23 protein-coding genes are annotated in these 26,843 nt (G+C 67.0%); 13 read left to right on the forward strand and 10 right to left on the reverse strand.

The window, feature by feature from the left end; genetic code table 11:
• Positions 1-45 precede the first annotated feature (45 nt).
• The 3 genes from ACFVWD_RS04005 to ACFVWD_RS04015 form a co-directional block, all read right to left on the reverse strand.
• Positions 46-882, reverse strand: coding sequence for an SDR family NAD(P)-dependent oxidoreductase (locus tag ACFVWD_RS04005; protein WP_389593816.1), 837 nt, complete (start codon positions 880-882; stop codon positions 46-48).
• A gap of 1,370 nt (positions 883-2,252) precedes the next feature.
• Entirely contained in the window at positions 2,253-3,665 is a 1,413-nt protein-coding gene (lpdA, locus tag ACFVWD_RS04010; RefSeq protein WP_389593817.1) for a dihydrolipoyl dehydrogenase, read from the reverse strand.
• Positions 3,666-3,848: 183 nt separating this feature from the next.
• Entirely contained in the window at positions 3,849-5,027 is a 1,179-nt protein-coding gene (locus tag ACFVWD_RS04015) for a saccharopine dehydrogenase NADP-binding domain-containing protein (RefSeq protein WP_389593818.1), read from the reverse strand.
• Positions 5,028-5,123: 96 nt separating this feature from the next.
• Between ACFVWD_RS04015 and ACFVWD_RS04020 the strand changes: the two genes are divergently transcribed.
• Complete coding sequence (locus ACFVWD_RS04020; RefSeq protein ID WP_389593819.1) at positions 5,124-5,753, forward strand: TetR/AcrR family transcriptional regulator; 630 nt, start codon at positions 5,124-5,126, stop codon at positions 5,751-5,753.
• A gap of 539 nt (positions 5,754-6,292) precedes the next feature.
• Positions 6,293-7,189 carry an SDR family oxidoreductase gene (locus ACFVWD_RS04025; RefSeq protein WP_389593820.1) on the forward strand — a complete coding sequence of 299 codons (897 nt, stop codon included), beginning with the start codon at positions 6,293-6,295 and terminating at the stop codon, positions 7,187-7,189.
• Positions 7,190-7,216: 27 nt separating this feature from the next.
• On the opposite strand, the gene ACFVWD_RS04030 is transcribed toward ACFVWD_RS04025, so the two are convergent.
• On the reverse strand, positions 7,217-7,864 hold the full coding sequence (locus ACFVWD_RS04030) for a TetR/AcrR family transcriptional regulator (protein WP_389593821.1): 648 nt from the start codon (positions 7,862-7,864) through the stop codon (positions 7,217-7,219).
• Between the two features lie 354 nt (positions 7,865-8,218).
• On the opposite strand from ACFVWD_RS04030, the gene ACFVWD_RS04035 reads away from it, so the two are divergent.
• Genes ACFVWD_RS04035 through ACFVWD_RS04045 form a run of 3 tightly spaced genes read left to right on the forward strand, consistent with a single transcriptional unit; the run spans position 8,219 to position 11,629 of the window.
• Complete coding sequence (locus ACFVWD_RS04035) at positions 8,219-9,187, forward strand: enoyl-CoA hydratase/isomerase family protein (protein WP_389593822.1); 969 nt, start codon at positions 8,219-8,221, stop codon at positions 9,185-9,187.
• 7 nt (positions 9,188-9,194) lie between these two features.
• Positions 9,195-10,118 (forward strand): alpha/beta hydrolase, encoded by a 924-nt coding sequence (locus ACFVWD_RS04040; RefSeq protein WP_389593823.1) that lies wholly within the window; start codon positions 9,195-9,197, stop codon positions 10,116-10,118.
• Positions 10,119-10,153: 35 nt separating this feature from the next.
• The gene (locus tag ACFVWD_RS04045; RefSeq protein ID WP_389593824.1) at positions 10,154-11,629 is read left to right on the forward strand and encodes a class I adenylate-forming enzyme family protein; all 1,476 of its coding nucleotides are present in this window, start codon (positions 10,154-10,156) and stop codon (positions 11,627-11,629) included.
• A gap of 9 nt (positions 11,630-11,638) precedes the next feature.
• Here ACFVWD_RS04045 and ACFVWD_RS04050 read toward each other — a convergent pair whose 3' ends face one another.
• From ACFVWD_RS04050 to ACFVWD_RS04065, 4 genes are all read right to left on the reverse strand, one after another.
• The gene (locus tag ACFVWD_RS04050) at positions 11,639-13,801 is read right to left on the reverse strand and encodes a SpoIIE family protein phosphatase (RefSeq protein WP_389593825.1); all 2,163 of its coding nucleotides are present in this window, start codon (positions 13,799-13,801) and stop codon (positions 11,639-11,641) included.
• A gap of 167 nt (positions 13,802-13,968) precedes the next feature.
• Entirely contained in the window at positions 13,969-15,030 is a 1,062-nt protein-coding gene (locus ACFVWD_RS04055; RefSeq protein WP_389593826.1) for an alpha/beta fold hydrolase, read from the reverse strand.
• Positions 15,031-15,179: 149 nt separating this feature from the next.
• Positions 15,180-15,710: a 2,4'-dihydroxyacetophenone dioxygenase family protein gene (locus ACFVWD_RS04060; RefSeq protein WP_143653826.1), complete on the reverse strand. Its 531-nt coding sequence runs from the start codon at positions 15,708-15,710 to the stop codon at positions 15,180-15,182.
• A gap of 93 nt (positions 15,711-15,803) precedes the next feature.
• Positions 15,804-16,886, reverse strand: a complete 1,083-nt coding sequence (locus ACFVWD_RS04065) for a zinc-binding dehydrogenase (RefSeq protein WP_389593827.1) — start codon at positions 16,884-16,886, stop codon at positions 15,804-15,806.
• 199 nt (positions 16,887-17,085) lie between these two features.
• Between ACFVWD_RS04065 and ACFVWD_RS04070 the strand changes: the two genes are divergently transcribed.
• Positions 17,086-18,084 carry an AraC family transcriptional regulator gene (locus ACFVWD_RS04070; protein ID WP_389593828.1) on the forward strand — a complete coding sequence of 333 codons (999 nt, stop codon included), beginning with the start codon at positions 17,086-17,088 and terminating at the stop codon, positions 18,082-18,084.
• Positions 18,085-18,325: 241 nt separating this feature from the next.
• Positions 18,326-18,820, forward strand: coding sequence for a winged helix-turn-helix transcriptional regulator (locus ACFVWD_RS04075; protein WP_389593829.1), 495 nt, complete (start codon positions 18,326-18,328; stop codon positions 18,818-18,820).
• A 383-nt stretch (positions 18,821-19,203) separates the two neighbouring features.
• Here the strand turns inward: ACFVWD_RS04075 and ACFVWD_RS04080 are convergent, their stop codons facing one another.
• On the reverse strand, positions 19,204-19,386 hold the full coding sequence (locus ACFVWD_RS04080) for a hypothetical protein (RefSeq protein WP_389593830.1): 183 nt from the start codon (positions 19,384-19,386) through the stop codon (positions 19,204-19,206).
• 238 nt (positions 19,387-19,624) lie between these two features.
• Here ACFVWD_RS04080 and ACFVWD_RS04085 point away from each other — a divergent pair, with 238 nt between their 5' ends.
• The 4 genes from ACFVWD_RS04085 to ACFVWD_RS04100 all read left to right on the forward strand — a co-directional run bounded on the left by ACFVWD_RS04085 (position 19,625) and on the right by ACFVWD_RS04100 (position 23,863).
• Complete coding sequence (locus tag ACFVWD_RS04085) at positions 19,625-20,353, forward strand: alpha/beta fold hydrolase (RefSeq protein WP_143653830.1); 729 nt, start codon at positions 19,625-19,627, stop codon at positions 20,351-20,353.
• A gap of 103 nt (positions 20,354-20,456) precedes the next feature.
• The gene (locus ACFVWD_RS04090) at positions 20,457-21,404 is read left to right on the forward strand and encodes a 3-hydroxyacyl-CoA dehydrogenase (protein ID WP_389593831.1); all 948 of its coding nucleotides are present in this window, start codon (positions 20,457-20,459) and stop codon (positions 21,402-21,404) included.
• A gap of 54 nt (positions 21,405-21,458) precedes the next feature.
• Positions 21,459-22,979, forward strand: coding sequence for a flavin-containing monooxygenase (locus ACFVWD_RS04095; protein WP_389593832.1), 1,521 nt, complete (start codon positions 21,459-21,461; stop codon positions 22,977-22,979).
• Entirely contained in the window at positions 22,976-23,863 is an 888-nt protein-coding gene (locus ACFVWD_RS04100; protein WP_389593833.1) for an alpha/beta fold hydrolase, read from the forward strand. Before ACFVWD_RS04095 ends, ACFVWD_RS04100 begins: the two co-directional genes overlap by 4 nt.
• Before the next feature lie 176 nt (positions 23,864-24,039).
• Here the strand turns inward: ACFVWD_RS04100 and ACFVWD_RS04105 are convergent, their stop codons facing one another.
• Positions 24,040-24,930 carry a TIGR03620 family F420-dependent LLM class oxidoreductase gene (locus ACFVWD_RS04105; protein ID WP_389593834.1) on the reverse strand — a complete coding sequence of 297 codons (891 nt, stop codon included), beginning with the start codon at positions 24,928-24,930 and terminating at the stop codon, positions 24,040-24,042.
• A gap of 132 nt (positions 24,931-25,062) precedes the next feature.
• Here ACFVWD_RS04105 and ACFVWD_RS04110 point away from each other — a divergent pair, with 132 nt between their 5' ends.
• Both ACFVWD_RS04110 and ACFVWD_RS04115 read left to right on the forward strand, forming a co-directional pair.
• Positions 25,063-25,638, forward strand: coding sequence for a TetR/AcrR family transcriptional regulator (locus ACFVWD_RS04110; protein ID WP_389593835.1), 576 nt, complete (start codon positions 25,063-25,065; stop codon positions 25,636-25,638).
• A gap of 125 nt (positions 25,639-25,763) precedes the next feature.
• Positions 25,764-26,780 (forward strand): NADP-dependent oxidoreductase, encoded by a 1,017-nt coding sequence (locus tag ACFVWD_RS04115; protein ID WP_389593836.1) that lies wholly within the window; start codon positions 25,764-25,766, stop codon positions 26,778-26,780.
• Positions 26,781-26,843: the final 63 nt, after the last annotated feature.

Genomic DNA, 26,843 nt, shown 5'->3' on the forward strand with positions numbered 1-26,843 from the left:
GTGCGCGGGTCCGTATTGAGGTGTGGTCTCGACAGCCACCCCGGCTCACCGCGCCTCGAGCTTGCGGAGAAGCGCGCGCACCTTGCGATCACCTGCCATGCGCGCGTCGATCGCAGGGTTGATCACCCCTCGAAGGACGGACAGCGGGGTCCAGCGGGCCGGCTGGATCACGCGGGGTGAACGGTGCTCAATGGCATTGACGATGGCTTGGGCAGCCTCGTCCGGCTCGATGCGCTTGAGCAGTGATCGCGGAGAGTTCCTCGCCAGAAGCTCGGCGATGGTCGGATCCTCGTCGACACCGTGTTTGATCATGTCCGTCTGGATGAGCGAGAAGTAGGCGGTGGTGGCAGAGGCACCATGCTGGGCGAGTTCCACTCGCAGGCCGCGTCCGAGTTGCTCGACCGCGGCCTTGCTCATCGCGTAGGGAATCGCCCCTGTGCCATTGAGGAAGGCGAATACCGAACTGATCAGTACGATCTGCCCCTGGTTGGCGACGATCTGTTCCATCGCCGCGTTCACGGTGTTGATGACACCGTTGACGTTCACGGCCAGCACCTTGTCGATCGCGGGCGCGGGCATGGTGCGGAGCGTGGATCCACGCCCCATGACGCCGGCGTTCGCTATCGCAATGTCGACCCGGCCGAACCGCTCACACAGCCGGCCGACAGCATCATGAAGTGCGTCGCGGTCGCAGACGTCTGCCGTGACGCCGACAACGCCGGACGGTGAGAGGCGTGCTGCGATCTCCGACGTCTGTGGGTGCAGATCCACGATGCCGACGCGCGCTCCGCGCGCGATGAGGGCCCGAGCCGTCGCGCTGCCGAGCCCGCCGGTACCGCCGGTGATGAGTACGACCTTGCCGTCGAGTTCATAAGTAGTCATGCGGGTGCCTCGTCATCAGTCATGGGGAGGGTTCGTCCGCATTCACGTCCACGTTCAGTGCGGCGAGTCCGAATTCGGGGCCGAGCGAGGGGACTTCGCGCTCCCACGCCGGCATGCTCGGCTCGAGCGCGGAGGCGACGAGCCGAAACCATGTGTCAAACGCACTCACAACGGCGTTTTGAGAGGTGCGGCCACAACAGGACGGCGCGAAACGTCGACCTTGTCGCTGTATCTGGCTACGCATTGCCTAGCGCAGCGCCGCATCGATCAGGATTGACCGTTGTTCATAAAGCGCCCGAGGGTTCGCGGCGTCGAGCGGTGGATGCAGGAAAGCCATCTCCGGTGTCACGAGCCGTTGCGGTGTCGAACGAGGCCGGATGGGCGCTGCTGACTCTCGCCCCGCGGCCACACGTCATGCCGGGCTTGTCACTGAGCGACGTCGCGGAGACGGCAACGTACGGAAAGTCCTGATTCCACTCGCGCTGAGGGAGCAGTACGCGCCCGGTCCGGATGAGCCCGCCAATGTTTCCCTCAGTTGTTCGACTGTGGGCATCCGCTGATTCCGCAGCGACCGGATTGCGGTCCGCCGCTCCAGCGTGGGCCACCACAGCGTCGATGCCCCTGTACGCAAACGAGGCAACCCCGACTGAGTCCTCGGGCTGCTCGCCGTATGGAGCCTGTCCTGAGCCCCTGGGGAAGACCTCCCAAGAGGCCCAACCGCGATCAAGTCCCACAAGGCTGACGTTGGCGCCGCGGCTTGTCATCACACCAGCCATTGCAGTGCCCGCACCGCGCATCGCGCCCGCTGTGAGCGCACGTTGACCACCCAGCGACGCCTTCGTCATGGAGCGGACACTAGCAAGAGCTATATAAAACGTATAGTGAAATGCTGGCTCTCGTGCGACGGTGTTCAAAGTTGCCAGGGGCTCTCATCGGCACGCAGGGTCGCCCGGCCGACCGAGTCGTCGGCCAGCCGGTCGGGCGGCCTCGCCCTGAACCGGTTGGCGAATGAGAGGGACCGGCCGCCTCTTGGGGCATCCGTGCGGCGCATGACCTCCACCACCATCACCACCAGGACCGCGCGCGCTGTCCAAAGCAAGACGTTGCCCGTCCGGCAGCCACGAGGTGTCACGGTCCGACACATGAACGCCCCCGGGAGTGACCGCTCCCTCGGAACGCCCCAGGCAAGGGATTAGGGCCCTTTGGTGGCTCGAGGTTGCGAAACCGATCCGCGCACCAATGCGCCCTGGTGGCGGTGCACCGAGTCCAACTCACCGTCTCTTTCATGTGACTGTCGCGCGCACAGGTCGGTAACGCGGCAGACCACCCGGCTCATACTCACGTCGCATTTTCAAGAGGTCGGCGCCCTGCTACATGTTGATCATGTGCCCTGCGAGGCCGTGGACGGCTTCCTTGACCGCCTCGCCGAGGGTGGGATGGGCGTGGACGTTGCGGGCGACCTCGTGGACCGTAAGGTCCCACTGCTGCGCCAGAGTCAGCTCGGGGAGAAGTTCGGTGACGTCGGGGCCGATGAGGTGGGCACCGAGGAGCTCGCCGTACTTGGCATCGCTGATCAGCTTCACGAAGCCGGTCGCATCGCCCAGGCCGTGGGCCTTGGCGTTCGCGGTGAATGGGAACTTGGCGACCTGGACATCGAACCCCTTCTCCCTCGCCTGGGCCTCGGTGTAGCCGAAACTGGCGATCTGGGGCTGGCAGTAGGTGGCGCGCGGGATCATCGCGTAGTCGAGTTCCATGGTCTCGGCGGCGGCGAGGGTCTCGGCGGCAATCACACCCATCGCCTCGGCGGCGTGCGCGAGCATCAGCTTGGCGGTGACGTCGCCGATTGCGTAGATGTGCGGGACGGAGGTGCGGCACCGTCCGTCGACGTCGATCGCGCCGCGCTCGGTGACCGTCACACCAGTGTTCTCCAGGCCGTAGCCGGTGACGTTCGGCGCGAAGCCGATCGCCTGCAGGACCTTGTCGGCCTCCAGTACCTGCTGGGAGCCGTCCTTGCCTATGACGGTCACGCGGACCTGCGGACCGGACTCGTCGATCGACTCGACGCGGCTCGAGGACAGGACGTCGATGCCCAACTTCCGGTACTGCTTGGCCAGTTCGGCAGAGACCTCGGCATCCTCCAACGGGGCCACCCGGTCCAGGAACTCGACGATGGTGACCTTCACGCCGTAGTTGTTCAGGACGTAGGCAAACTCGATGCCGATCGCACCAGCGCCCGCGATCACAATGGACTGCGGCAGGTCCTCGGCAAGGATCTGTTCCTCGAACGTCACCACCCGGGCGGTACGGCGAGTGCCCGGCAGCAGCTTCGGGGTGGCGCCGGTGGCGATGATGCAGTGGTCGAAGCTGATGGTGCGGGTGTCGCCGTCATAGTCGGCCACTTGGAGCGTGTGCGGGTCAAGGAACGTACCGCGGCCGCTGATTTCCGTGATCTTGTTCTTCTTCATCAGGTAGTGGACGCCCTTGACCCGACCGTCCGCGACCTTCCGACTACGGCGAAAGGCTTCCCCGTAGTCGAAGGAGACCTGCCCGTCGACCTTGATGCCGAAGGTCTTCGCCTCGCGCGTGAAGATGTGGGCGAGTTCGGCATTGCGCAACAGGGCCTTGGTGGGGATGCAGCCCACGTTCAGGCAGACGCCACCCCAGTACTTCTCCTCGACGACCGCGACACGCTTGCCCAGTTGGGCGGCCCGGATGGCGGCGACGTAGCCGCCGGGGCCCGCGCCGAGTACGACGACGTCGAAGCGCTCACCCTGCTCGTCCATGGACGGTTCCTTTCCGCTGGGGCAGCCGACTCCTCACGAGGGGCCGACTCGCTCCCGATCGAACAACCTGTGCATCACATCAACAGCGATGGCTTCCGCCACCGCCCGCCGCACGGAGACCGCCGATGGTCCCCGAACGTCCGTTTCAGCGCCCCGATGCCATGATCTATGCCCGCGCAGCAATCATCGAAGGCGAGCCGACGCCTCGTCGACTTCGTGTACTCCGGCCTCGGCGGCACCGAGCCTGAGGGTGTCGAGTCCGAGGGCCGCGACCGGTCCGTGCGCGCCGGGTTTGAGGACGGCATCCGGCGCCGCCGCGTGGACGGCCCCCCAGGCCAGCAGGGATGCCGTCATCTCGTACGGATCCGGCCCGGTGAGGGCCGTCGTGGCCAGCGGCCGACCGTGGCCGTCGCGGGCGACAGCGATCACCAGGGAACGGCCGTCGGGGTCCGGTTCGCGTTGCGATCCAGGGAGCCGCTCGGACCACCGCGCCAACGCGGCCCGTACCTTCGCCGAGCGCAGCAAGGGTGCCTGAAGCGAGGCGGCGATCTGTACCGGACGGGTCCACCGCCCGAACCAGCCCAGCCCCACCTCGACACTCTCCAACTGGGGGAAGACCACCGGCAGTCCGAGATGCTCCGTGCCCGGGACGGTGATGGCCGCACGTTTCACACCGGCGTAGCGGAAAGTGCGGACACGCTTGGCGGCACGCTCGTCGACCAGGCGGGAAGGACCCTCGGGGTGTGAAGCGCGGTAGGCGAAACCGTCCTCGGCCGCTGCGCCGACCAGCGTCTGCCGTGTGCCTCCCGTGGTCAGGGTGTAGGCGTCGCGCAGGGTGCTCCGGTAGAGCAGTTCGTCGCCGTGTCCCGAACGGGTGACGAAGTAGCCGATCTCGACATGGCGGGCCCGCAAGCCTGCCTTCTCCAGAGCCAGCGCGCCGGCGAGGTTGCCCGGCACATAGTCGTAGCCGAAGGCGGGCACGAGGGTGGCTCCCCGGGTGGCCGCGAGGGAGTCCAGCTCGGCAAGGACGCGGCGGGCGAAGGTTCCCTCTCCCGTGGAGTCGAAGTAGTGCGCCCCTGCCCGCGCAGCAGCTGTCACCGTGGCCATACCGAGCTGCATGAACGGCCCGACCGTGGAGACGACCATATCGCTGGGCTCCAGGAGGCGCGTGAGGTCGGCCGCCGAAGTGACGTCGACCTCGACCACCGGCAGCTCCGCCCCCAAGCGGTCCGCGAGGGCCAGCATCTTGGTCCGGTTCCGTCCGACCAAGGTCGGCTTCTCACCTCGCGCGAGCAGTTCCCGGAGCACTCGCTGCCCGGTGTACCCCGTTGCGCCCAGCAACACGATCCTGCGCTCTTCCACGGCTCCGCCTGCCTTCCGGAGGGCACTGTCGTAACGACCATCGACCGACCGCGAGTCATTCACTGACCCCAGGTCATTGAATATACGATGGTGCGCATGCGAGGGCCAAACCGACGACAGATGTACGCAGAGCAGACCCGGGCGGATCTGGTGGCGGCCGCGCGCAAGCTGCTCGTCGACAACGGGTTCGCCGACACATCGGTCGAGGCCATCACCGGGACGGCGCTGGTGAGCAAGGGCACCTTCTACCACCACTTCCCGGACAAGAAGGCGATGTTCGCCGAGCTCTACACAGAGCTGATTCAGCAGGTCGGGGCGCTGTGCGACCTGACGTCCGAGGCGGTCCGTGCCACGCCGGACGACCCCGCCATGACCGCGGTGGCCAACCTCACACACGCCTTCCTACGACGGACCATCGACGACCCCTTGCACCGTGAGCTGATGGCCCAGGCACCCTCGGTCCTGGGAGAGCAGTACCGGCACATCAACGAAACTGTCGCCCAGCCGCCGATCGAACGGCTGCTGACCGTTTTGACTGAACGCGGCGATCTGCAGCCGGACGTTCCCGTCGCCACGGTCGCCCGGCTGCTGTTGGCCGGCCTGTGCGAGGGCAACCAGATCATCGCCGCCGCGACGGACCGGGAGGACGCCCTGACCAGGACGTTCCGCGCGATCACCCTGTTGATGTCGGGCCTGGCGGCCGACGGCACCAGCGCCCACAGCTGACCTGAGCTGAGGGCTCGTGGACGGCGCCGCCGGACAGCCGCCTTCTTCGGCCCGCATGACCGCGTCGCTACTGTGCCGTCCTCGTCCTCGATATCGCGGACCAGGTCGATAGCCCGGCCCGGGGTCGCGAGTCGAACGTCGGGAGTCTCGCCGACGGAATAGAAACGAGCGGTGTCGACACCGGCGGCGCACCCACACGCGCAGCCGCTCGCGCACCTTGCCCTCGGTTCCGCCGATCGGCGTGGTCGCCAGCACCATCTCATCGGCGACCAGGCCAAGCGCGCAGTCCCGTTCCCCGGTCTGCCAACGTGTCCGAACCTCAGCTGTCACCTCGGCCTATCACCGCAGAACTGGCTCCGTCTGGTACGGCCGTTTCTCCAGCAGCCCCCTCCTCCACCACCCGACGCAGCCGGTCCATCAGTGCGTCAACGGCGGTCCCCATCGACTTCTGGAACGCGTCGAACCGCAGGATCCCGTAGAAGATCGACCGGTGCGCGCGCCATCTTGTGTTCCAGCAATAACGAAGTTATGTTGCCGCCATGAAACGTGACTTGCTGGGCAGAAAGCTGGTTGTCACCGGAGCGGCACGCGGCATCGGCGAGAAGGTCGCCCGCCAGGCCACCGCTCGAGGCGCTCGTGTGACCCTGATCGGCCTGGAACCCGATCGGCTGCGCGACCTCGCCGATGACCTGGGCCCCACCGCCTCCTGGCGTGAGGCCGATGTGCGTGACGGCGCCGCTCTACGGTCGGCGATCGATGCGGCTGCAGAGGTGATGGGCGGCATCGACCTCGTCGTCGCCAATGCCGGCGTGGTGGCGTACGGGACGGTGCGACAGACGGACGAGGCGTCGTTCGAGCGGGTCCTGGACATCAATCTGAACGGCGTGTTCCGCACCCTCAAGTACGCGACACCCCATCTGGAGCGCAGCCGGGGCCACGTGCTGGTCGTGGCGTCCGCACTGTCGTTCATGCCGTTGGCAGCAATGGCCTCCTACGGCGCGAGCAAGGCCGCGGCCGAACTGCTCGCCCTGACCTACCGTCAGGAGGTGGCGCACCTCGGCATCACAGTCGGCCTTGTACACCCCTCCTGGATCGACACGGACCTCGTCCGGGGCGCCGAGGTGGACCTCCCCTCGTTCCAGGACCTGCGTCAGCGGCTGCCCTATCCGGGAAACGTCACCACGAGCGCCGACCGGGCGGCTGCCGCGATCGTCGACGGGCTCGTGCGCCGACGCAGCCGCGTATACGTCCCGCGCGCAGTCCTCGTGGCCAACTGGGCGAAGGCGGCGCTGAACTCGCCGCTGGCCTGGCCCTGGGCGAGGCGCTTCGCGGCCCGGGCGGTTCCGTCCCTCGAACGGGAGGTCGCGGCGCTGGGGAGGCATGACCAACTCACGCCGGGTACCGATACTCCTGGTGCGGAGAGCAGGTCCTCCTAGCCGCGCACGGGGCAGAACCCAACAGCTCTACTTTCCCCGGCCTTGGACGATCGAGTCGTACAAGCGAGCGCCAACCTCGTGCGAGGCCCCGGCACGCTCCCTGCGGTCGCCCAACCCGACGGAGAAGTTCACACCCATCGGCAGGAGCACCTGCATCACCGCGTCGTCGAACTCGATGAAATGCTCAGCCAGCTCAAGGGTGATGTATCCGTGCACGAGACTCCACAACTGAGCTGCTATGACTTCGGGTTCCTGTCGCTCGACCCTGCCGGAGTGCACGAGCCGTTCACACGCTGCGGTGACATGGGCATGGGCGTCTCGGAAGGCCGGCGAACGCCCACTCAGACGAAGGTCCGCGTCCGACAGCGGCCGGTACGTCGCACGCGTGGACAGCCCGAACATGAGGTCGTACAGGTGGGGGTTTTCGCGGGCGACTCGACGACAGCTCAAGGCCATGGCAAAGAGATCCGCGATCGGGTCCTCCGTCACCGGCACCTGGGCAAACGCCGTGCCAAGCTCCTTGAAGCCATGGTCGACAACGGCTCGCATCAGTTCGGGGATCCCACCGAAGTGGCTGTAGACCACCATCGTCGACAGTCCGCTCGCGGACGCCACCGTGCGCGCCTTGACGGCCGATGGACCCTGTTCGGCGAGCAGACTGATGGCGGCCCGCACAAGCCGCTGCGGTGCGTCATCGACCTTCGTCCGCCCAGACATGACCCTCATTCCTCCATCTGACTCCGCGGCTGACCACGAGCCTCTATACCGCACACCATCGAGTGGCGGTTGTCACACTTGAAATAACTTGGTTATGTGGATCGCCAAGGCCAGGATACACATCACGAGTGACGTGCCGTCTCGGACACAGGCGTGCGCCCCTGGACGCACCTTCACGCACTGTCCCAGATTGTTGCCGCCGGTACGCCATCCCGCCACGGCGATACAGCTTCATCGCCGCCGCACCACACATGCGCGGCCATCCCCCACCCACTTTGCACTCGCCATGAACTCAGCACGGGAGCAAGTTTCATGCCATACAAAGACAAGGGCCATCTGGAGATCGAAGATCGCGGGGCCGTCCTGGTCGTCCGGGTCGACGGCGGCCCTCACCAGGTGTTCGGCCTCGATATCGCCGGCCAGCTGGACAAGCTGGTGGCCCGGGTCGACCGCGATCCGGGCATCCGTGCCGTCGTCTTCACCGGGGCACATCCCGAGCGGTTCGTCAGCCATGCCGCGGTCCGGTGGCTTCAGGAAGAGGGCGCCGCGAGCCCTACGGTCGGCCGACGCGGTGCCGCCGCCGTCGTACGCATGGCGAAGCACGTGGACCGGTCCCGTTTCCTCGGGGCCGTGATGCGCAGGACCCCGATGCGAGGAGCCCTCCAGCTGGAGCGCCTGCACACGACCTTCCTCAAGATGAACGGCAGCGGTGTCCTCTTCGTCGCCGCCCTCAACGGTTCGGCTCTCGGCCTCGGCGCGGAGTTCGCCTGGGCGTGCGATCTGCGGGTCATGGCCGACGGGGACTTCTTCATCGGCCAGCCGGAAATCCTCCTCGGCATCATCCCGGGTGGAGGCGGCACCCAGCGGCTGACCCGCCTGATCGGCACCCACCGGTCCTTGGCCGCGATCCTCGAGGGCAAGCCGTTCACACCTGCGGAGGCTCTCGCAAACGGGGCAGTCGACAAGGTCGTTCCGCAGGACAAGGTGGTCGCCCAGGCGATCGAACTCGCAGAACACTTCGGCAAGCGGCCGAAGGGGTCGGTCGCGGCCGCCAAGAGGTCGGTGTACTTCGGCGGGTCGATGTCGCTGGAGGACGGCCTGCATGTCGAACGCGCCGAGTTCTTCACCAGAGTCATGTCCAAGGAGGGTCAGGAACTGATGCTCGACTACATGGATACGACGGACGCCACCGGCGAGCTCCCTCTCTACCGGCCGGACACCTACGCGCAGGCGCTCGCGTCGGGCAGCGTGCCCGGGCGCCGCTCGGCGAACGGACGGTGAGCCGACGGTGACCACTCCACAGCCCTTCACCCGTCACGACGTCACGTTCCCCTCCGGCGACAGCAGATGCGCCGGATGGCTCTACCTCCCCAAGGGCGTCGTCTCCCCGCCCGTCGTCGTCCTCGGGCACGGCCTGGGCGCCACCCGCGAGATGCGCCTGGACGCCTTCGCCGAGCGATTCGCACAGGCCGGCATCGCCGCTCTGGCCTTCACCTACCGGCACTTCGGCGACAGCGGCGGCCACCCGCGCCAGCTCCTGTCGATCAAGCGTCAACTCGTCGACTGGGACGCCGCCATCGCCTACGTCAAGGCCCGCCGTGACGTCGACCACGACCGTGTCGCCGTGTGGGGCAGCTCCTTCGGCGGCGGCCACGCCATCACCGTCGCCTCACGCCATCCCGAACTGCGCGCGGCTGTGGCCCAGTGCCCGTTCACCGACGGTCTCGCCTCCGCGCTCGCGCTGGGCCCAGTCGCCTCACTCAGGATGGCTCCTGTGCTCGCCCGGGATCTGGCGACCAAGGTGCGCGGCAAGGCACCCGTGTTGGTTCCCATCGCAGCCGCCCCCGGTTCGCCGGCCCTCATGAACGCTCCGGACGCCCTCCCCGGATACCAGGCGCTGCAGCCGGCCGGGACGACGTTCCGCAACGAGGTGGCGGCGCGGGTCATTCCGACCATCGCCGCCTACCGGCCCGGGCGTGCGGCGAAGAAGGTCACCATGCCGATCCTCTTCTGCGTCAGCAACACCGACTCGGTCACGCCTCCCGCCCAGACCCTCCGGTACGCGGGCACCGCGCCCCGGGGAGAGATCAAGAGGTACGACGCCGGCCACTTCGACTTCTACACCGGCGAGACCTTCGAGGCACTGGTACGCGACCAGATCGAGTTCCTCGCCCGCCAGCTGAACCCGGCACCCGCCGCGCCGACTCCTTGACCGGATCGCATCACACCGAGACAGGTACGCTCGCCATGAATTTCGCTTCTCTGCCCGACCGCCGCGCCGAGCTCGACCCCCATGGGGCCGCGGTCTCGGACGGGCACCAGTCCCTCACCAACACGCAGTTGCTGAGCCGGGTCCGAACGGTGGCGCGTCAACTCCAGGACCTCGGAATCGGTCCCGGTGACGTCGTCGCCCTCAAGCTGACGAACCGCGTCGAGTTCGTACTCCTGCTGTTCGCCGCCTGGCGGCTCGGCGCCACCATCACACCGGTCAACCCGAGCATGACCGATGTCGAGGTGGTCCGACAGCTCAAGGACTCCGGTACGCACCTGCTGGTGGTCGAGGACGGTGCGGCCGTAGGAGGGCACGGTGTTGCCGTACTCGCCGTCGGCGAACTGTACGAAGGAGCAGTGTGCTCGGATCAAGCACCGCTTCTAGACCCGTCCACACTGGCCCTGCTCATCTACACCAGCGGTACGACCGGGGTTCCCAAGGGTGTGATGCTCGACCACGCCAACATCGACGCCATGGTCGAGATGGGGCGCCAGGCGTTGGATGTGGGGCCAGCCGACCGATGCCTGCTGATCCTGCCGCTCTTCCACGTCAACGGCATCGTGGTCAGCGTCCTGACGTCGCTTCTGGCTGGCGCGAGCGTCGTCATCGCGGGCGGCCGTTTCGATCCCTACAGCTTCTTCGACCTCGTCGAGCAGGAGCGCCCCACCTTCTTCAGCGCGGTGCCGACGATCTACAGCATGCTCGCGGCACTCCCGGACGACGTTCGGCCCGACACGTCGTCGCTACGGTTCGGAGTCTGCGGCGCCGCACCTGCCTCCGCCGAGTTGCTGACCCGGTTCGAGGCCCGGTACGGGTTTCCCCTCGTCGAGGGGTATGGGCTGTCTGAAGGAACCTGCGGCTCCACCATCAACCCCGTCGCGGGACCCCGTCGCGCCGGAACCGTGGGACTTCCCTTCCCCGGCCAGGAGATCCAGATCGTCGACGCCGCCGGTACCGAGGTGGCGCCTGGTATGGACGGCGAGGTCATCGTGCGCGGCCCCAACGTCATGCGGGGCTACCTCGGCCGTCCGGACGAAACTGCCAAAGCCATCGTCGACGGCTGGCTGCACACGGGCGACGTGGGGCACCTCGACACCGAGGGCTATCTGACCCTCGTCGGGCGTTCGAAAGACATGATCATCCGGGGTGGAGAGAACATCTATCCCAAGGAGATCGAGGACGTGCTCACAGGCGACCCGTCGGTGCTCGAGGCCGCTGTGATCGGCGTACCCGACGAAAAGTGGGGAGAGGTGGTCGTCGCCTACGTCCAGCCTCGACAGGGTCTGACGGTTGATCCGGGGGCGCTGAAAGCGCTCTGCACGCGCAGTCTCACCGGCTACAAGCGCCCGACCTCGTTCGTCGTGGTGGAAGCCATCCCGAAGAACGCGGTCGGCAAGATCGACAAACCCTCATTGCGGGCTGCTCACGCCGCAGTCTCTGCCAGGTCCTGATCAATACGGTCACTCGGCGAGAGCGGACGGAATCAGTTGCTCCGCCCAGATCACCTTTCCCTCGCGATGGTGCCGCGTGCCCCAGCGTTCGGTGAGCTGAGCAACCAGGAGCAGGCCGCGGCCGCCCTCGTCGAAGTCCCGGGCACGGCGCAGGTGCGGGGCAGTGCCACTGGCGTCGGAGACCTCGCACGTCACAGTGGATTGGAGGATCATCCGCAGTTGGATGGGGCTCTTGCCATAGCGGATGGCGTTCGTCACCAGTTCGCTCACCACAAGCTCCGTGATGAAGGCCATCTCTTCCAACCCCCAGGCGGCCAGCCGCTCAGAGGCGAAAGCGCGCGCCTGGGAGACGACGGCCGGATCGGAGGGGACGTCCAGGGTCGCGACGTGGTGGGCATCCAGCACTCGGGTGCGTGCCACAAGAAGAGCGACGTCATCGGCGGGGCGGCTGGGCAACAGCGCGTGGAGCAGTCCGTCGCAGGTCTCCTCCAGCGAAGCAGGTGCCTGAGCGAGGACATCGGACAACACCGCGAGGGCGGCGTCCACGTCGCGAGCGCGGCTTTCAATGAGGCCATCGGTGTACAGCACCAGAAGACTGCCCTGTGGCACTTCGAACTGGTCGGTTTCGAAGGGAAGCCCTCCCAGACCCAGTGGCGGGCCGATCTGCAGCTCCGGGAAGATGACCGTACGACGGGCCAGCGCATCACCGGGAGTCACTACGGCCGGCAGAACGTGTCCGGCACTGGCCAGGGAGCACACGCGGGAGACGGGGTCATAGACCGCGTACAGACACGTGGCGCTGATCTCGTCCATGCCCCTTTGCTCCGCGCGCTGCAGCCGGATGACCACGTCGTCGAGGTGTGTCAGCAGTTCATCGGGGGTGAGGTCGATGTCCGCCAGAGTACGGACGGCCGTTCGCAGTCGGCCCATGGTGGCCGAGGCCTGGAGGCCGCGGCCGACCACGTCGCCCACGACGAGGGCGACGCGAGCTCCGGAAAGCGGGATCACGTCGTACCAGTCACCACCCACGCCGGCTCTTGATCCGCTGGGCAGGTACCGGGCGGCCGTCTCGACGGCGGACTCCTCCGGCGCGTGCTGCGGCAGCAGGCTGCGCTGGAGGGTGAGGGCGATACTCCGCTCCTGGGTGTAGCGACGAGCGTTGTCGATGTTCACCGCTGCCCTGGAGGAGATCTCCTGGGCCAGGAGCAGATCGTCGTCGTCGAACGGATCCGCTGTCTGACGGCGGCAGAACTGTGCCAGCCCCAGCGGATTGCCCCGTGCCCATAGCGGGATGAGGAGCAGGGAGTGGATGCCGCCCACACCTGAGGCACCACTGTCATCCGGAGGCACCTTCAACCACGTCGGCGCGTCGGAGGCCGTGATGCCGAGCCGGAGGGGTTGTCCGGTGGCCAGTACGACAGCCGGCTGCGACCCTTCCTGGTAGGTGTGCCTCGGCCCTGAGCCGGCGGCCGGGTCTTTGCTGCCGTCCGAGACAGATTGTGCGATCCGGCGAAGTAGGGGCGGACTGTCTGCCGGGTGCGTGCCTTCTTCGCGGAGGGCGGCGTCGAGAAGGTCGACGGTGACGAGGTCAGCGAAGTGGTCGGTACCGACGTCTGCCAGTTCCTGCGCGGTGCGGGCGGTGTCCAGCGTGCTCCCGATCCGTGTGCCGGCTTCGTTGATCGTGATCAGCCGCCGTTGCAGCCAACGGTCGCGCGCCCGCTGATACGCGGCTACCGCCTGCTGCGAGGTGCGATCGACATACTCGAAAGCCAGCGCGCTCAGCGTGATCGTCACCGCGTTGATCAGCTCAGGATCCTTAGTGAGATGGCCGGTCTCCTCATAGAGCAGATGAAGCAGACCTGCGTGGACGAGCCGATAGATGCGGAGCAGCTCGCTGATCTGCACCCCGTGCTCAGCAAGTCGGCAAGCGAAGTCGATGGCCGCGGGCGGCGTCGTGACCTCGGACAGATCACGGCCGCGCTCAAGAAACTCCAGAGCGGTGTCGACGACTTCGGACAGGGCCACTGGCGCCAGAGCGGCGATGTCCTCGTATCTCCACACCTCGGGAAGCTCGCTGCGCAAGCGCTGCAGCACCACTTCGGTCAGGTGATCCGATTGGGCCGTGAGCCCTTGGGCGAGATCTTGAAGGAAGGCATGGGCGTCGGTTCCCATAAATCAAAATGTACGGGGAAAGGCATGGGCGGGCACTTCCCGCCCGCTTGCCCGTTTCCCGCTGAGGTCGGCTGGAAGTCGGAGGGCTGGGCGACGACGACCCTCACCGCCGCCGCCCAGCCGGTCATGGTGCTCGCTCCCGGTTCAGCGACCGTCGAGGAACCGCGTCAGAGACCGTTGAGGAAGTCCAGGAGCTCCCTGTTGACCGCCTCGGGCCGCTCCTGCTGGATCCAGTGCCCGCAGTCGGCCAGGATCACCGACCCCCGCAGGTCGGGGACCTTTTCCCCGATCCGAGCGATCGCCTCCTGGCTCCAGATCGTCGTCACGTCCCGGTCGCCCCCGATGAAGAGCGCGGGCACGGTCACCGGCCTGCTCTCGTACTCCTCGAGGACCTCCCAGTTCAGATCGAGGGTCCGGTAATAGTTCAGCGGGCCGGTGAGTCCGGTGTGCTCCAGCTCGGCGACGAGGAAGTCCACCTCGTCCTGGCCGATCCAGTCGAGCAGTTTCTCCGGCAGTTCCAGCCTTGCGCCGAACTTCTCCGCCCGCGGCACGCACATGGCGCCCCGCACGAACTCCCGGAGGAAGTCCGGTGGAAGCGATGTGAGGTCGACGCCGGCGAGCTCAGGCGGCAGGGGACGGTCCGCGGACAGGCTGTATAGGCCGCTGATGACCCACGACCGCACATCTTCCTCGATCTCCTGCTCCGCAACGCCGCCAGGGAGCGAGAAATACTCCTGGTAGAACAGCATGTCGGGGCCCGCAAGCTCGCGGGCGACCTCGCTCGGGCGCCGCTCACCGAAGGGGTTGCCCGGCAGTGCCGACTGGCCCCGGCCGCCGAACGGCACGCTCAGCGCCACGACCCCGCGGAAGACATCGGGCCGCGTCCACGCCGAGGCCCAGGCGACCGGAGCCCCGTAGTCATGGCCGACGATCACAGCGCTCGACTCGCCCAGGGCCTCGACCACACCGACGCAGTCCGCGACCGACTCGGTGATCCGGTACGCCGCTATGTCGGCGGGCTTGGAGGATCGTCCGTATCCCCGCATGTCCAGCGCCACGGCGCGGTAGCCGGCGTCGGACAGCGCGTCCATCTGGTGCCGCCACGAGTACCAGGACTCGGGGAAACCATGGACCATCAGGACCATCGGGCCGGACGTCCCGGCGATCCGTAGGTGGATGCGCTGCCCGTTGACCTGGACGGTGCGCTCTTCCCAATCAGAGAGGGGCATTGGGCGGCCTCCATGTCGCTCTTGTGTGCAGACGTGTGCCCAGAAACGTTTCTTCGAGGCGGTACGGTCCCGTCGTGCCACCTCGTACGAGGGCGGTGCGGGCATCACTTCGCCGCTTGGACTTCGATGCCCGCACCGCCGGTCCTTGGTTATGCGCCGCTGAACTTCGCCGTCCCACCGGTGAGGTACTGGATGGCGCCGAGGCCCTGCGCTCGCGCACAGTCCTCGGTCAGCTTCTGGACGGTGACGGCGTCGAGGACCGAGTGGAACTGACCTTCGTCGGTGAAGCCGACGTTGGCTCCGTACACGATGAACAGCACGACCGTGGGCTCGGTGGTCGTCTCCGGCACGGCGAAGGTGTGGACCGAGGAGGCCGGCTCGTAGAGATACGACCCGGCGGTCTGCGGCTGGTCCGGGTACTCCTTGTAGATCCACTCTCCCTTCAGGGTGTAACCGTGCACCGGGCCGGTGTGGAGGTGAATGGGCAGTTCCACTCCGGGAGCGAAGGTGCCGATGATCACCCACACCCCGACTTCGGGGTCGAGGAACAGCGGCTGGAAGTCGATCCCGGGGCCCAGGGAGTCCTTCAGGACGGGGATCTCGTTCACGTTGACCGTGAGCAGCTCGGTCTGCGGGAGCGAGACGACGGGGACCTTGTTCGCGGTCACTTCAGCGGTCATGGCGGGTGTCTGCTTTCTCATGATTGCCGTGGCCCAGCGGGGTGGGTCCCGCCGTGGGCCGCAGGCGGGAGGGCGGCTCGGATGCGGATCAGCTCACGGAAGGACGATGATTTTGGCGTCCTTCTCGGGGTCGGCCAGCCTCGCGAAGGCCTCGGGCACTTCGTCGAGTGCGACACGACTGGTGATGAACGACTCGACCCGCAGCTCCCCGGAGGCGATGTGCCCCAGAGCCTGGGCGAACTCCTCGGGTGTGTAGGAGATGCAGAAGGCCAGGTCGATCTCCTTCATGATCGCGAAGCTCGGGTAGATGAAGTCCTGCTCCATGCACAGGCCCGCGACGACAACCTTCGAGCAGGCCGCCGCTCCGGACAGGATCTGCTGGAGGATCCCGGGGACACCGACGCATTCGAAGACCACGGACGGACGCAACCCGGCGCCGGGGAACATCGGAGTCTGGCGGCCCCACCGCTCCGCGTCGGAGGTGGCGGCGACCTCCTGCCACGACTCGTAGGGCGACGTCTCGCGCGGGTCCACCACGACGTCGGCACCAAGGGCCGCGGCCATCGCTCTGCGCGACGGCGAGAAGTCCGACGCCACGATCGGGCCGATGCCACGCATCTTCAGGACCGCGATCACCGCGAGTCCGATGGGTCCGCAGCCGATCACGAGCGGCACGTCATCGGGCCCCAGGCCGCCGCGGTTGACCGCGTGCAGGGCGACCGCGAGCGGTTCGGCCAGGGTGGCGAGGTCATCGGGCACATGGTCGGGAACCGGAACGAGAAGGTCCTCGGACAGGAGCATGTACTCGGCGTACGCGCCTGGGGTACTGGGACCCCCGAAGCCGATGGTCACGGGCTCCGGCCGGAGCAGGAACGGCACCGAGACGACTCGGCTGCCGGGAGCGAGCGTGGCTCGGCAGCCGGGTCCGTACGCGACGACCTCGGCGCAGAACTCGTGCCCCAGGACGACCGGCTCGTCCAGCTTGAAGAGCTCTACCCCTGCTGCCTCCTTCGCACTGTCCAGCAACTGCGCACCATGGGTGACACAGTGCAGGTCACTGCCGCAGATCCCCGCTGCGAGGACCTTGACCAGCGCCTCCCCCGGGCCGGGCTGCGGCAGCGGCGCCTCGACCACCTCGAGGCCACTGTTGATCATGACGACTGCTTTCATCGACATGAGCTGCTCCCCGTGCCGGTGCCGCGGCGACCGCTGGCGACGAGGGCTTGTCTTGCGGAAACGTTGATTTGCATGGCTCTGTCTGCTTCCTCGAAGACGGAGATCGTCACGTTGGCGACGTGACGCCGATCTGGATGCTGGCACCGGCAGAGCGGCTCGAACTTGTCTTGATGCGACTATTAGTTGACACTTGGCGACTGTGACCAACCTGATCCGTGGTCTCGCACTCCTCAACGTCGCGGAAGTGGTGTCCAGCCTCGGCGGTGAGCCGGATGCCCTGATGCGCTCGCACGGCATCGATCCAGCGGCCGCCGGTGACTACGACGCGTTCCTCCCCTACGACTCGGTGGCAGCCGTGATCGGGGACGCGGCCCAGGAGCTCGACTGCCCCGACTTCGGGATGCGACTGGCACGCAAGCAGGGCATCGAGATGCTGGGCCCCATCGCGGTCGTCATCCGTAACGCGGAGACCGTTGCCGCGGCGATCGAAGGGGTCTCGCGTTACCTGCACAACATCGCGCCCACCGACTCCACCGAGCTGATCCGCACTCCGCAAGCGGCAGTTTTCACTTTCTCGACCAACCTGCGACGGCCCGCTCATCATGACCAGATGATCGAGAAGGGCCTCGGCATCGCGATGGACGCCTTCCGATTGATGATCGGGGAGAACTTCGTCCCGCTCCGGGTCACACTGCAGCACCGCCGCATCGCACCCATGAAGAGCTATCGCGAGATGTTCGGGTGTCCTGTCGAGTTCGAACGGCAGGTGAACTCCGTCCATCTGCCCCACCACGCCTTGAACCAGCCGATCCTTGGCCGGGACGCGGCAGCAATGGCCCTGGCCGAGAAGTACCTCACCGGAATGAGGCCCGACCTCGCCATCGCCGACCACGTGCGAGACATGACCCAGCGACTCCTGGTCGTCCACCAGGCCGGCCTGCTCTCGGTCGCCAGGGCGTTGTCCCTGCATCCCCGTGTCCTCCAGCGCAGGCTGGCCGAGTCAGGCACGTCGTTCGAAGAGATCCTCGACGACGTACGGCGCGACGTGGCGTGGGAGCTCTCCGCCACCGGCATGCAGATCTCTCAGATCGCGACCATGCTCGGCTACTCCGAGACCAGCAGCTACACACGGGCCTGCCGACGGTGGTACGGCGAATCACCCAGGCAGCTGCGCGCCCGTCGGCGGGCCGCGCGCTGAGCGCCCAGGCCGGGGAGCGGCTGATTCAACACACCGACGGCCCCTTGTCGGGCAGTTGCCAGGGCACGGGAAGTCCTGCAATCAACTCTCATGTTCACCGGAGAACCTCTGGTGGCGATGCTCGCGGGGCGAAGGCGCCTTCAAGCAGGTCCTCCGCGACTCGGGCATCGGTGACGCCATCGCCTCCGCGGCCGACAGCTCGCAGCACCAGGCGCCGATGCGACTTCCGTAGACTTCCATCATGGAACGGAAGAGCTTTGAGGACATGAGCTGCCCGGTCGCGCTGGCGCTGGAGCGGGTCGGCGAGTGGTGGAGCATCCTCATCCTGCGCGACGCGACACACGGCATCACTCGGTTCGACGAGTTCCAGAAGAGCCTGGGCATCTCACCGAACTCCCTGACCCGCCGACTCGGAGCGCTCGTCGAGGCCGGTCTTCTCGAGCGACGCCGCTACAGCGAACGTCCCCCGCGGGACGAGTACGTGCTCACCGAGGTCGGGCACGCATTCCAACCAGTACTCATCGCCCTGTACGCCTTCGGCAGCGACCACTTCCCCCCGGAGGCGCCGAACGTACGCCTGGTCGACAAGGAGTCGGGCACGGATGTCGAACCGCTGCTGATCGACCGCGCGACCGGCCGTCCCATCGACGAGGAGCACACCACGTTCCTGCCGGGACCATCCGCGGACGACCGGCTCCGTGCCGTACTCGAGCGGAGGAACGAGCAGGCCTCATGAGCTCGGTGGCCACCATCACGACAGCCAGTCACTTGCATGATGGTAGTGACACTCCTACTGTTAGCCCTCGAGCCGCAATCGAGCGTGAGCACGTGGGCGGCCCGCTCCGGCCAGGTGGCCGAGCACCGCTCCAACGGCCGCCGCCAGGGCGGAGGCAGTCACACGACGAGGTGTGCCATGAGCGCTTCAGTAAACGGCCAAGCCGTCCATCAACACCGCACAGCGATCGCGCCGAGCCGCCGGAGTGATCGATTACCGCTCGACCGGCGTGAACAAACCGCCGTCACCCAGCAGTTCTTGCCAGTACGCGTCGGCAGGGCCGTCATCACGGATGTCGCAGTCCTGACCTGGCCGCCTCTCGGTGATCACCACTACGCGCCCGCTCAGAATCGCTGGGGCAGTCGTTTACCCGCGTTCTTTCCGTCCTCACAGAAGAGCGCGCCGAGCACGCGGCCGAGCGTGTAGACAACTCGTTCACCGGCAAGGCCGACGCCGGTGCTACGGGGCGCCGCACCGCTCGGCCACCAACTATGTGACAACAGAAGGCCGTTGAGCGCCTCCGGCATGCACACAGCCTCCTCTCTGTCTGCCTCCCTCACTCAGACCTGACGGACGAACCCTGCCCGTGTCGGCACCCACCCGGACACCGGTGGTGGCGTTGCCCGCAGCCTCCACACGTTGCACGTCAGCCCCATGCACAGCCCTGCCCATCAGCCGTCCCCCTTGCTCTGGCTCTGGGCTTCGGCGGCACCAAGTCCGATCCACTGCAACCCCTGAGAATCATCAGTCGACTGGAGAGATCCCGTGCCTGCCGTATTCGTTCATGGTGTCCCGGACACCCACCACGTATGGGACGACGTCCGTGACCACCTGCCGCGGACCGATGTCATCGCGCTCGCGCTGCCCGGTTTCGGAAACCCCGTACCGGAAGGCTTCACCTCCACGAAGGAGGAGTACGCAGACTGGATCATCGGGCGACTGGAGGAGATCGGCAGCCCGGTCGACCTCGTGGGCCATGACTGGGGCTGCGTCCTCACCTCCCGCGTCGCCTCGCTGCGTCCCGACCTGGTGAGAACCTGGGCCGGCGGTGACGCCTCGATCTCCGGGACGGACGAGTGGCACTCCTTCGCAAAGATCTGGCAGACCCCCGAGGTCGGCGAGCAGTGGATGGCTGAGTTCGCGCCGTCGGCGCTGAGCGAGTTGCTGCAGGCCAACGGCGTGCCCGCCCAGCGCGCCGAGGAGAACGCGAGCCGACTGGACACCACGATGAAGGACAGCATCCTCCGTCTCTACCGCTCGGCGGTCCACGTGTGGGCCGACTGGGAGCCCGGTCTGGCGGACATCACCAGCCCTTCCCTCGTGTTCTGGGGCACCGATGACCAGATCGAGCCGGTGGAGCGCGCCGACGCCGTCGCGAAGAGTGTCAAAGCCACGACCGTCGTCAGGCTGGACAGCGGACACTGGACACCGCTCCAGCAGCCGCGGGCACTCGCCGCCGCACTGACACGGCACTGGGAAAGCGTCCGGGCCTAGCCATCCCTCACGGAGCGAGTGCCGGCCACAGCCGAGTTGATCCGCGTGAACCGTGCCGACTCTCGCCTCTCCGAACTCCTGCTGCCAAAAGGAAGAGAGAGCCATGTCCCGACTCGACAAAGCAACCGTCCTGGGCTCGGGCGTGCTGGGCGGACAGATCGCCTGGCACAGCGCGTTCAAGGGCAAGACGGTCACCGTGTACGACATCGCACCGGACGCCATCGAGCGCTGTCGGGCCGCACACGACCAGTACGCCGCAATCTACCTGTCGGAAGTCGGCGCCGACGACGCGGACATCGCCGCCACTCGGGAACGCCTGACGTACGGCACCGACCTGGCCGCCGCAGTCGCACAGGCGGACCTGGTGATCGAGGCGGTGCCCGAGATCCCGGAGGTCAAAACGGCCTTGTACCTGAAGATGGCCGAACTCCTGCCGCCGGACGCCCTCGTCGCGACGAACTCCTCGACACTCCTGCCCAGGGACTTCGCCCAGGCCACCGGCCGTCCGGAGAAGTTCTGCGCCCTCCACTTCTCCAACCTGATCTGGGCGATGAACTTCACCGAGATCATGGCTCACCCGGGTACGTCGCCAAAGACGCTCACCGAGGTGACGGAGTTCGCCATCGAGATCGGCATGCTGCCGATCCCCATCCGCAAGGAACAGAACGGGTACGTCGTCAACACGTGGCTGGTCCCCTTCCTCAACGCCGCGCAGACCCTCGTGACCAACGGAGTCGCCACCCCCGAGGACGTGGACCGCACGTTCTTGTACACCGGCGCCAAATTCGGGCCGCTGGGGATGATGGACATGGTCGGCATGAAGACGGTGTACGACGTTCTCTCCCACTGGGGCAAGGAGAGCGGTGACGCGCAGATGAGTGCCAACGCCGACTACATCAAGAAGAACTTCCTCGACCGCGGGCTGCTGGGACTGCAGACCGGCAGGGGCTACTACGACTACCCCGACCCGGCATACCAGCGTCCCGGCTTCCTCGGCGTCCCCGACATCTCGGCTGTCCCCGACATCGTGTCCTTGATCTCGCCGCAGTGACCACGCCCCTTCCCCGGATCGTCACGACCACCACACGAAACGAAGGAAACCGACATGAGCGCAGCCGCTGAGGTGACACGGAGACTCGAGCACGTCGACGTGCTGATCGTCGGAGCCGGTATCTCCGGCATCGACCTGGGGCATCACCTGAAGACGAAGCAGCCGGACAAGACCTTCGCGATCGTCGACGGCCGCGATGCGATCGGCGGAACCTGGGACCTGTTCCGCTACCCGGGTATCCGGTCCGACGCCGACATGCAGAGCTTCGGCTTCGAGTTCAAGCCGTGGACAAAGGCCAACGCCATCGCCGACGCCCACGAGATCCTTGACTACCTGCACGAAGCGATCGCCGACGACGGCCTCGACCGGCACCTGCACCTCGGGCACAAGGTGCTCAGCGCGGACTTCTCCTCCGACGAGGCGCGGTGGACCGTCACACTCGAGAGCACCAGCGACGGCGAGCAGTTCGATGTCACCTGCGGCGTGCTGTTCTCCGCTGCCGGCTACTACGACTACGCCAACGGGTACACCCCCCACTTCGAGGGGCGCGAGGACTTCCACGGCCCGATCGTCCACCCGCAGCAGTGGCCGGAGGACCTCAACTACACCGGTAAGAAGGTCGTCATCATCGGCAGCGGCGCCACCGCCGTATCCCTGCTGCCGTCGGTGGCCGAGACGGCAGGCCACGTCACGATGCTGCAGCGCTCACCGTCGTACGTGCTGCCGGTGCCGCGCCAGGACCCGATCGCCAACACCCTGCGCCGACTGTTGCCGGAGACGGCCGCGTGGCGGGTCACACGAGGAATCAACATCAACCGCCAGCGCCTGATCCTGGCCCTCAGCCGACGCTACCCGAGGCAGATGCGGCGTCTGATCCGCAAGCTCAACGCCGGTGCCCTTCCTGAGGGTTACGCGATCGACACCCACTTCAACCCCCGCTATAACCCGTGGGACCAGCGGTTGTGCGTGGTCCCGGACTCCGACATGTTCAAGGCCATCTCCAGCGGTGCGGCATCCGTGGTCACCGATCGCATCGTGCGGTTCACCGAACACGGGATCCTGCTCGAGTCGGGTACCGAGCTCGACGCCGACGTCATCGTCACGGCCACCGGACTGAACATGCTGCCCTTCGGCGGGATCGCCCTGCACGTCGACCGCCAGGCCGTCGATCTCCACGACCACTTCATCTACAAGTCCATGATGGTCAGCAGTGTGCCCAACTTCGCCTTCGCCCTCGGCTACACCACCAACGCGTGGACGCTCAAGGTCGACCTGGTCTCCGATCACCTGTGTCGGCTGCTCGCCCACATGGACCGCCACGGCTACGCCACCGTCACCCCGGTCGCCGACGACCCGACGCTCACCGGAGGGCCGTTCCTCGACATGGATACGGCATACATCAACCGCGCCATGCACCTCTTCCCGCAGCGGGGCTCCCACGGCCCGTGGACGGTGGAGCAGAACTACCAGCTCGACCGTGCCCGGCTGGCCACCGGCCCGGTCGAGGACCCCGCGCTGAAGTTCACCTCCACCGTGGTGGGCACGAAGGCGGCACCCAGGGGTGCGGCGGCATGAGCACCCCGGCCTTCATCTCCGTCAACGGTCGACGCACCCGCGTGCGTATCGAGGGTGACCCGTCCGACCCGCCCGTGCTGCTGTTGCACGGCATCGGCCGCAGTCTCGAGGACTGGGCCCCGCAGTACCCACGCCTCGCCCAGGGACACCGGTTGATCGCCCTCGACCTTCCGGGCTTCGGGTTCTCCGCCCGTTCCCCCGAGCCCACCACGCTGAAAGTGCTGGCACGCGGAGTGATCGATACGCTCGACACCCTCGGCGAGCAGCGACCGCTGCACGTGCTCGGCAACTCTCTCGGCGGCGCGATCGCGCAGCAGTTGCTCGTCCTCGATCCGGAGCGGGTGGCCGGCCTGGTGCTGGTCAACAGCGCCGGCTTCGGGCCCGAGGTCGCGCTCCCGCTACGGCTGCTGACCCTCCCCGTCCTCGGCCGCCTCGTCACCCGACGTCCCACCCGCGCCGCCACACGGATGACCGAACGCCTGCCCTTCGCCGACCCGGCACTGGCCACCAAGGAGCGGATCGATCACGCCTTGGCCATCGCCCGCCAACCCGACCCGAGCGCCGTGCTGCTCGAGACCGTTCGAGAACTCGCCACAGTGCGCGGTACCAAGCCCGGCTGGCGGGCCGAACTGACCGCCGCAGTCGCGAAGCACCCCCGCCCCACACTGATCATCTGGGGAGACCGCGACCGAGTCCTGCCCGCCCGTCATCTCGACTCCGCACGCCGACTCCTCCCACACGCCGAGACCCATCTCCTCACCGGGATCGGTCACATGCCGCAGATCGAGTGCCCCAACGAGTTCGCCGCCCGCGTCCTGACGTTTCTCGCCGACACGGAACGACGGACTGGCACCCTGCCGCAGGGCGCGGCGCCCACTCTCTGACCCCGCCGATCACCCGCACGAGTACACGAGTACTCAAGTCCGCGTCGGGCAAGATTCTCCGCAAGGACCTTCGTTCCCCGACCGCGTGACACACTCTGCGCGGCTTCTTCGGCAGGCGAGCCCGGTCACAGGCGCCGCGACCCGTCACGGGCGCGGCGCCCTGCCCAAACCGCAGATCAGGCGTTGCCGCCCTGAGGCAGGAGTGCCTCTCCGAGCATGCGCCAGTACGGCATCGCGGACTCGCCCGGCTCAATCCCGATCACCTGCACCGCAACGTGATCGGCTCCGGCCTCGACATGGGCGTGGAGCTTCTCGACGATGGTGTCCAGGTCACCCCAGAACACGAGGTCGTCGACGATGCGGTCGCCGCCACCGGCGATCTCCTCCTCCGAGTAGCCCAGTCGTCGGAACTTCGCGATGTTGTAGGGGGAGTTCAGATAGATGTGCAGGTGTTCCCGCGCGATCGCGCGGGCCTTGTCGGGGTCGGACTCGAACAGCACCGCGTGCTCGACGCCCAGGAACGCGTCCGGCCCGAGGATCTCGCGGGCCTGCGCGGTATGCGCCACGTTGACGTGATAGGTCTGCGCGCCGGCAGTGCGTTCACGAGCCAGCTCGAGCATTTTGGGCCCGTACGCGGCCATGATGCGGCGCATGGGAACCCTCGGCAGGGGGTTGGGCGTCTGGAGTGCGTCCATCTCGTCGAGGTACGCGTTCATAGCCGCCAGGGGCTTGGTCCCCGCCCCCTGCCCGCCGCCGAATCCCAAACCGAGCACGTGCCGGTCGGGGTAGGCGTCGGCCAGCAGGAGGGCGGCACCGTACGCCCACCGGGCTCCGCGTGACCAGATCTGCGCAATACCGTTGATGATGCGCATGTGCTCAGTACAGGAGAGCAGATAGCCGGCGTGCGTGAGTGCATCACGCCCGAGGAGCTCGGGAATCCACAAGGCCCGCCAGCCCTGCTCCTCGAGTTCCTGAACCGACTCGCGTATCCGCGCCGCCGGCTGGACCTCGAAGTCGAAGGTGTAGACCCCGAACGTCCCGACATCCAGACCATCAATGCTGCCCATCGAACATCTCCTCGTATAGTCAGCCGAGCGCAACGCGATATCGCGGGATGGCGACGGGATGCAACCACTCCGCGGACGCTCCACGCCGTCGACCGATTGCGGTAGACAGACCTGTCTGTTAACTTACACCGTATGAGCACCGTGTCCACGCAACGCCCCGCCCGGGAGCGCATTCTCGATACCGCTTGCGAGCTGTTCTACGCCCACGGCTTCCACGCCGTGGGGGTGGACCGGCTGATCGCCGAGTCGGAAGTTGCCAAGGCCACGCTGTACAAGCAGTTCCCCAGCAAGGACGACGTGGTCGCCGCTTACCTGCGAGAAATGGACGACAGGTGGCGGCGCCAGCTGCGCTCAGCGGCGCTCGCCGCCGGGGACGACCCACGCGAGCAGCTCTTCGGCCTCTTCGTCGCACTTGAACACGCGGCGCGCGAGGGCACACTGGGCTGTGCCTTCATCAACGCGGCGGCAGAGTACGGCCCCGGTAGCACCCCGCACGCCATCACCGCCGAGCACAAGCGTGCCGTCCGCGCCTGGGTGCGCGACCGGGCCGCCGCAGCAGGCGCCGCAGACCCCGACACTCTCGCATTCCAGCTCACGCTCCTCATCGACGGCACACTGGCGGCGACGCGCGTCGAACACGCCGACGCCGCCGCCGAGGCCGCCAAACGAGCGGCGCGCGACCTGCTCGACGCAGCCTGCCCCCGATAGTTCCTGAAACCGGCCGTTCGCGGCTCGGTTCAGGACCTGCAGAGACAGACCTTTCTGTTCACTAGACAGACCTTTCTGTACATCACATCAAAGCAGCACCTCCCCACCGAAGGGACTTGATTCACATGTCCGAGCAGACCCTGCCCACCACCGCCCGCGCATGGCACCTGGACGCCCGCCCAGAGGGCTGGCCGTCGGCATCCAACTTCTCGCTGCGCGAGGTGGACCTCCCCGCTCCCGGCCCGGGGCAGCTCCTGATCGCCAACGAGTACCTCTCGGTCGACCCCTACATGCGGGGCCGGATGAGCGACAAGAAGTCCTACATCGAGCCGTACGACGTGGACGCACCGATGGACGGTCCCGCGGTCGGCCGCGTTCTCGCGTCCAACGCCGAGGGCTTCACGCCCGGCGACTATGTGGTGCACGTCCTCGGCTGGCGCGACTACGCGGTCCTCGACGCGGCAACCGCCCAGAAGGTGGACCCCGATCTGGCGCCCCTCACCGCCTACCTGGGCGTACTCGGCGTCACCGGCCTCACCGCCTACATCGGACTGGAGCGGTTCGCGAAGATCAAGGAGGGCGACACGGTCTTCGTCTCCGGCGCGGCGGGCGCCGTCGGTAGCATCGCCGGCCAGATCGCCAAGCTGAAGGGCGCCGGCCGGGTGATCGGCAGCGCGGGCTCGGACGAGAAGGTCAAACTGCTCGTCGACGAGTACGGCTACGACACGGCGTTCAACTACAAGAACGGGCCGGTCGCCGAGCAGTTGGCCCAGGCGGCGCCGGACGGCATCGACGTCTTCTTCGACAACGTCGGGGGCGAGCACCTGGAGGCGGCGATCGGCGCGCTCAAGCTGCACGCACGGATCGTCCTGAGCGGGATGGTCTCTCAGTACAACGACGAGAAGGTCGTGGGACCGCGCAACCTGTGGAACCTGTCCGTGACGCGTTCGGACATCCTGTCGTTCATGGTCACCGAGGAGCTGGACCTCCAGCCGGACTTCGTACGTGAGGTCGGCGGCTGGCTCGCCGAGGGCAAGCTCCACTACCGCGAAACCGTGAGGGACGGCCTCGACAACACCCTGGACGCCTTCTTCGCGATGATGCGGGGCGAGAACGTCGGAAAGATGATCGTCAAGCTCTGAGTCCGCCTTCAGCGGACTACGCGAGGGGCCTGCCGTGCGCACGGCAGGGCCCACGCGCGGTTA

Origin of the sequence: Streptomyces sp. NPDC058086 (assembly GCF_042885015.1) — a bacterium.
Lineage (GTDB): Bacteria > Actinomycetota > Actinomycetes > Streptomycetales > Streptomycetaceae > Streptomyces.

Coding starts and splice junctions, on each gene's coding strand:
- ACFVWD_RS04115 (WP_389593836.1), top strand. CDS start 25,764: ATGTCCGAGCAGACCCTGCCCACCACCGCCCGCGCATGGCACCTGGAC.
- ACFVWD_RS04055 (WP_389593826.1), bottom strand. CDS start 15,030: ATGCCCCTCTCTGATTGGGAAGAGCGCACCGTCCAGGTCAACGGGCAG.
- ACFVWD_RS04075 (WP_389593829.1), top strand. CDS start 18,326: ATGGAACGGAAGAGCTTTGAGGACATGAGCTGCCCGGTCGCGCTGGCG.
- ACFVWD_RS04025 (WP_389593820.1), top strand. CDS start 6,293: ATGAAACGTGACTTGCTGGGCAGAAAGCTGGTTGTCACCGGAGCGGCA.
- ACFVWD_RS04090 (WP_389593831.1), top strand. CDS start 20,457: ATGTCCCGACTCGACAAAGCAACCGTCCTGGGCTCGGGCGTGCTGGGC.
- ACFVWD_RS04065 (WP_389593827.1), bottom strand. CDS start 16,886: ATGTCGATGAAAGCAGTCGTCATGATCAACAGTGGCCTCGAGGTGGTC.
- ACFVWD_RS04005 (WP_389593816.1), bottom strand. CDS start 882: ATGACTACTTATGAACTCGACGGCAAGGTCGTACTCATCACCGGCGGT.
- ACFVWD_RS04100 (WP_389593833.1), top strand. CDS start 22,976: ATGAGCACCCCGGCCTTCATCTCCGTCAACGGTCGACGCACCCGCGTG.
- ACFVWD_RS04020 (WP_389593819.1), top strand. CDS start 5,124: ATGCGAGGGCCAAACCGACGACAGATGTACGCAGAGCAGACCCGGGCG.
- ACFVWD_RS04050 (WP_389593825.1), bottom strand. CDS start 13,801: ATGGGAACCGACGCCCATGCCTTCCTTCAAGATCTCGCCCAAGGGCTC.
- lpdA (WP_389593817.1), bottom strand. CDS start 3,665: ATGGACGAGCAGGGTGAGCGCTTCGACGTCGTCGTACTCGGCGCGGGC.
- ACFVWD_RS04080 (WP_389593830.1), bottom strand. CDS start 19,386: ATGCCGGAGGCGCTCAACGGCCTTCTGTTGTCACATAGTTGGTGGCCG.
- ACFVWD_RS04110 (WP_389593835.1), top strand. CDS start 25,063: ATGAGCACCGTGTCCACGCAACGCCCCGCCCGGGAGCGCATTCTCGAT.
- ACFVWD_RS04095 (WP_389593832.1), top strand. CDS start 21,459: ATGAGCGCAGCCGCTGAGGTGACACGGAGACTCGAGCACGTCGACGTG.
- ACFVWD_RS04105 (WP_389593834.1), bottom strand. CDS start 24,930: ATGGGCAGCATTGATGGTCTGGATGTCGGGACGTTCGGGGTCTACACC.
- ACFVWD_RS04045 (WP_389593824.1), top strand. CDS start 10,154: ATGAATTTCGCTTCTCTGCCCGACCGCCGCGCCGAGCTCGACCCCCAT.
- ACFVWD_RS04035 (WP_389593822.1), top strand. CDS start 8,219: ATGCCATACAAAGACAAGGGCCATCTGGAGATCGAAGATCGCGGGGCC.
- ACFVWD_RS04060 (WP_143653826.1), bottom strand. CDS start 15,710: ATGACCGCTGAAGTGACCGCGAACAAGGTCCCCGTCGTCTCGCTCCCG.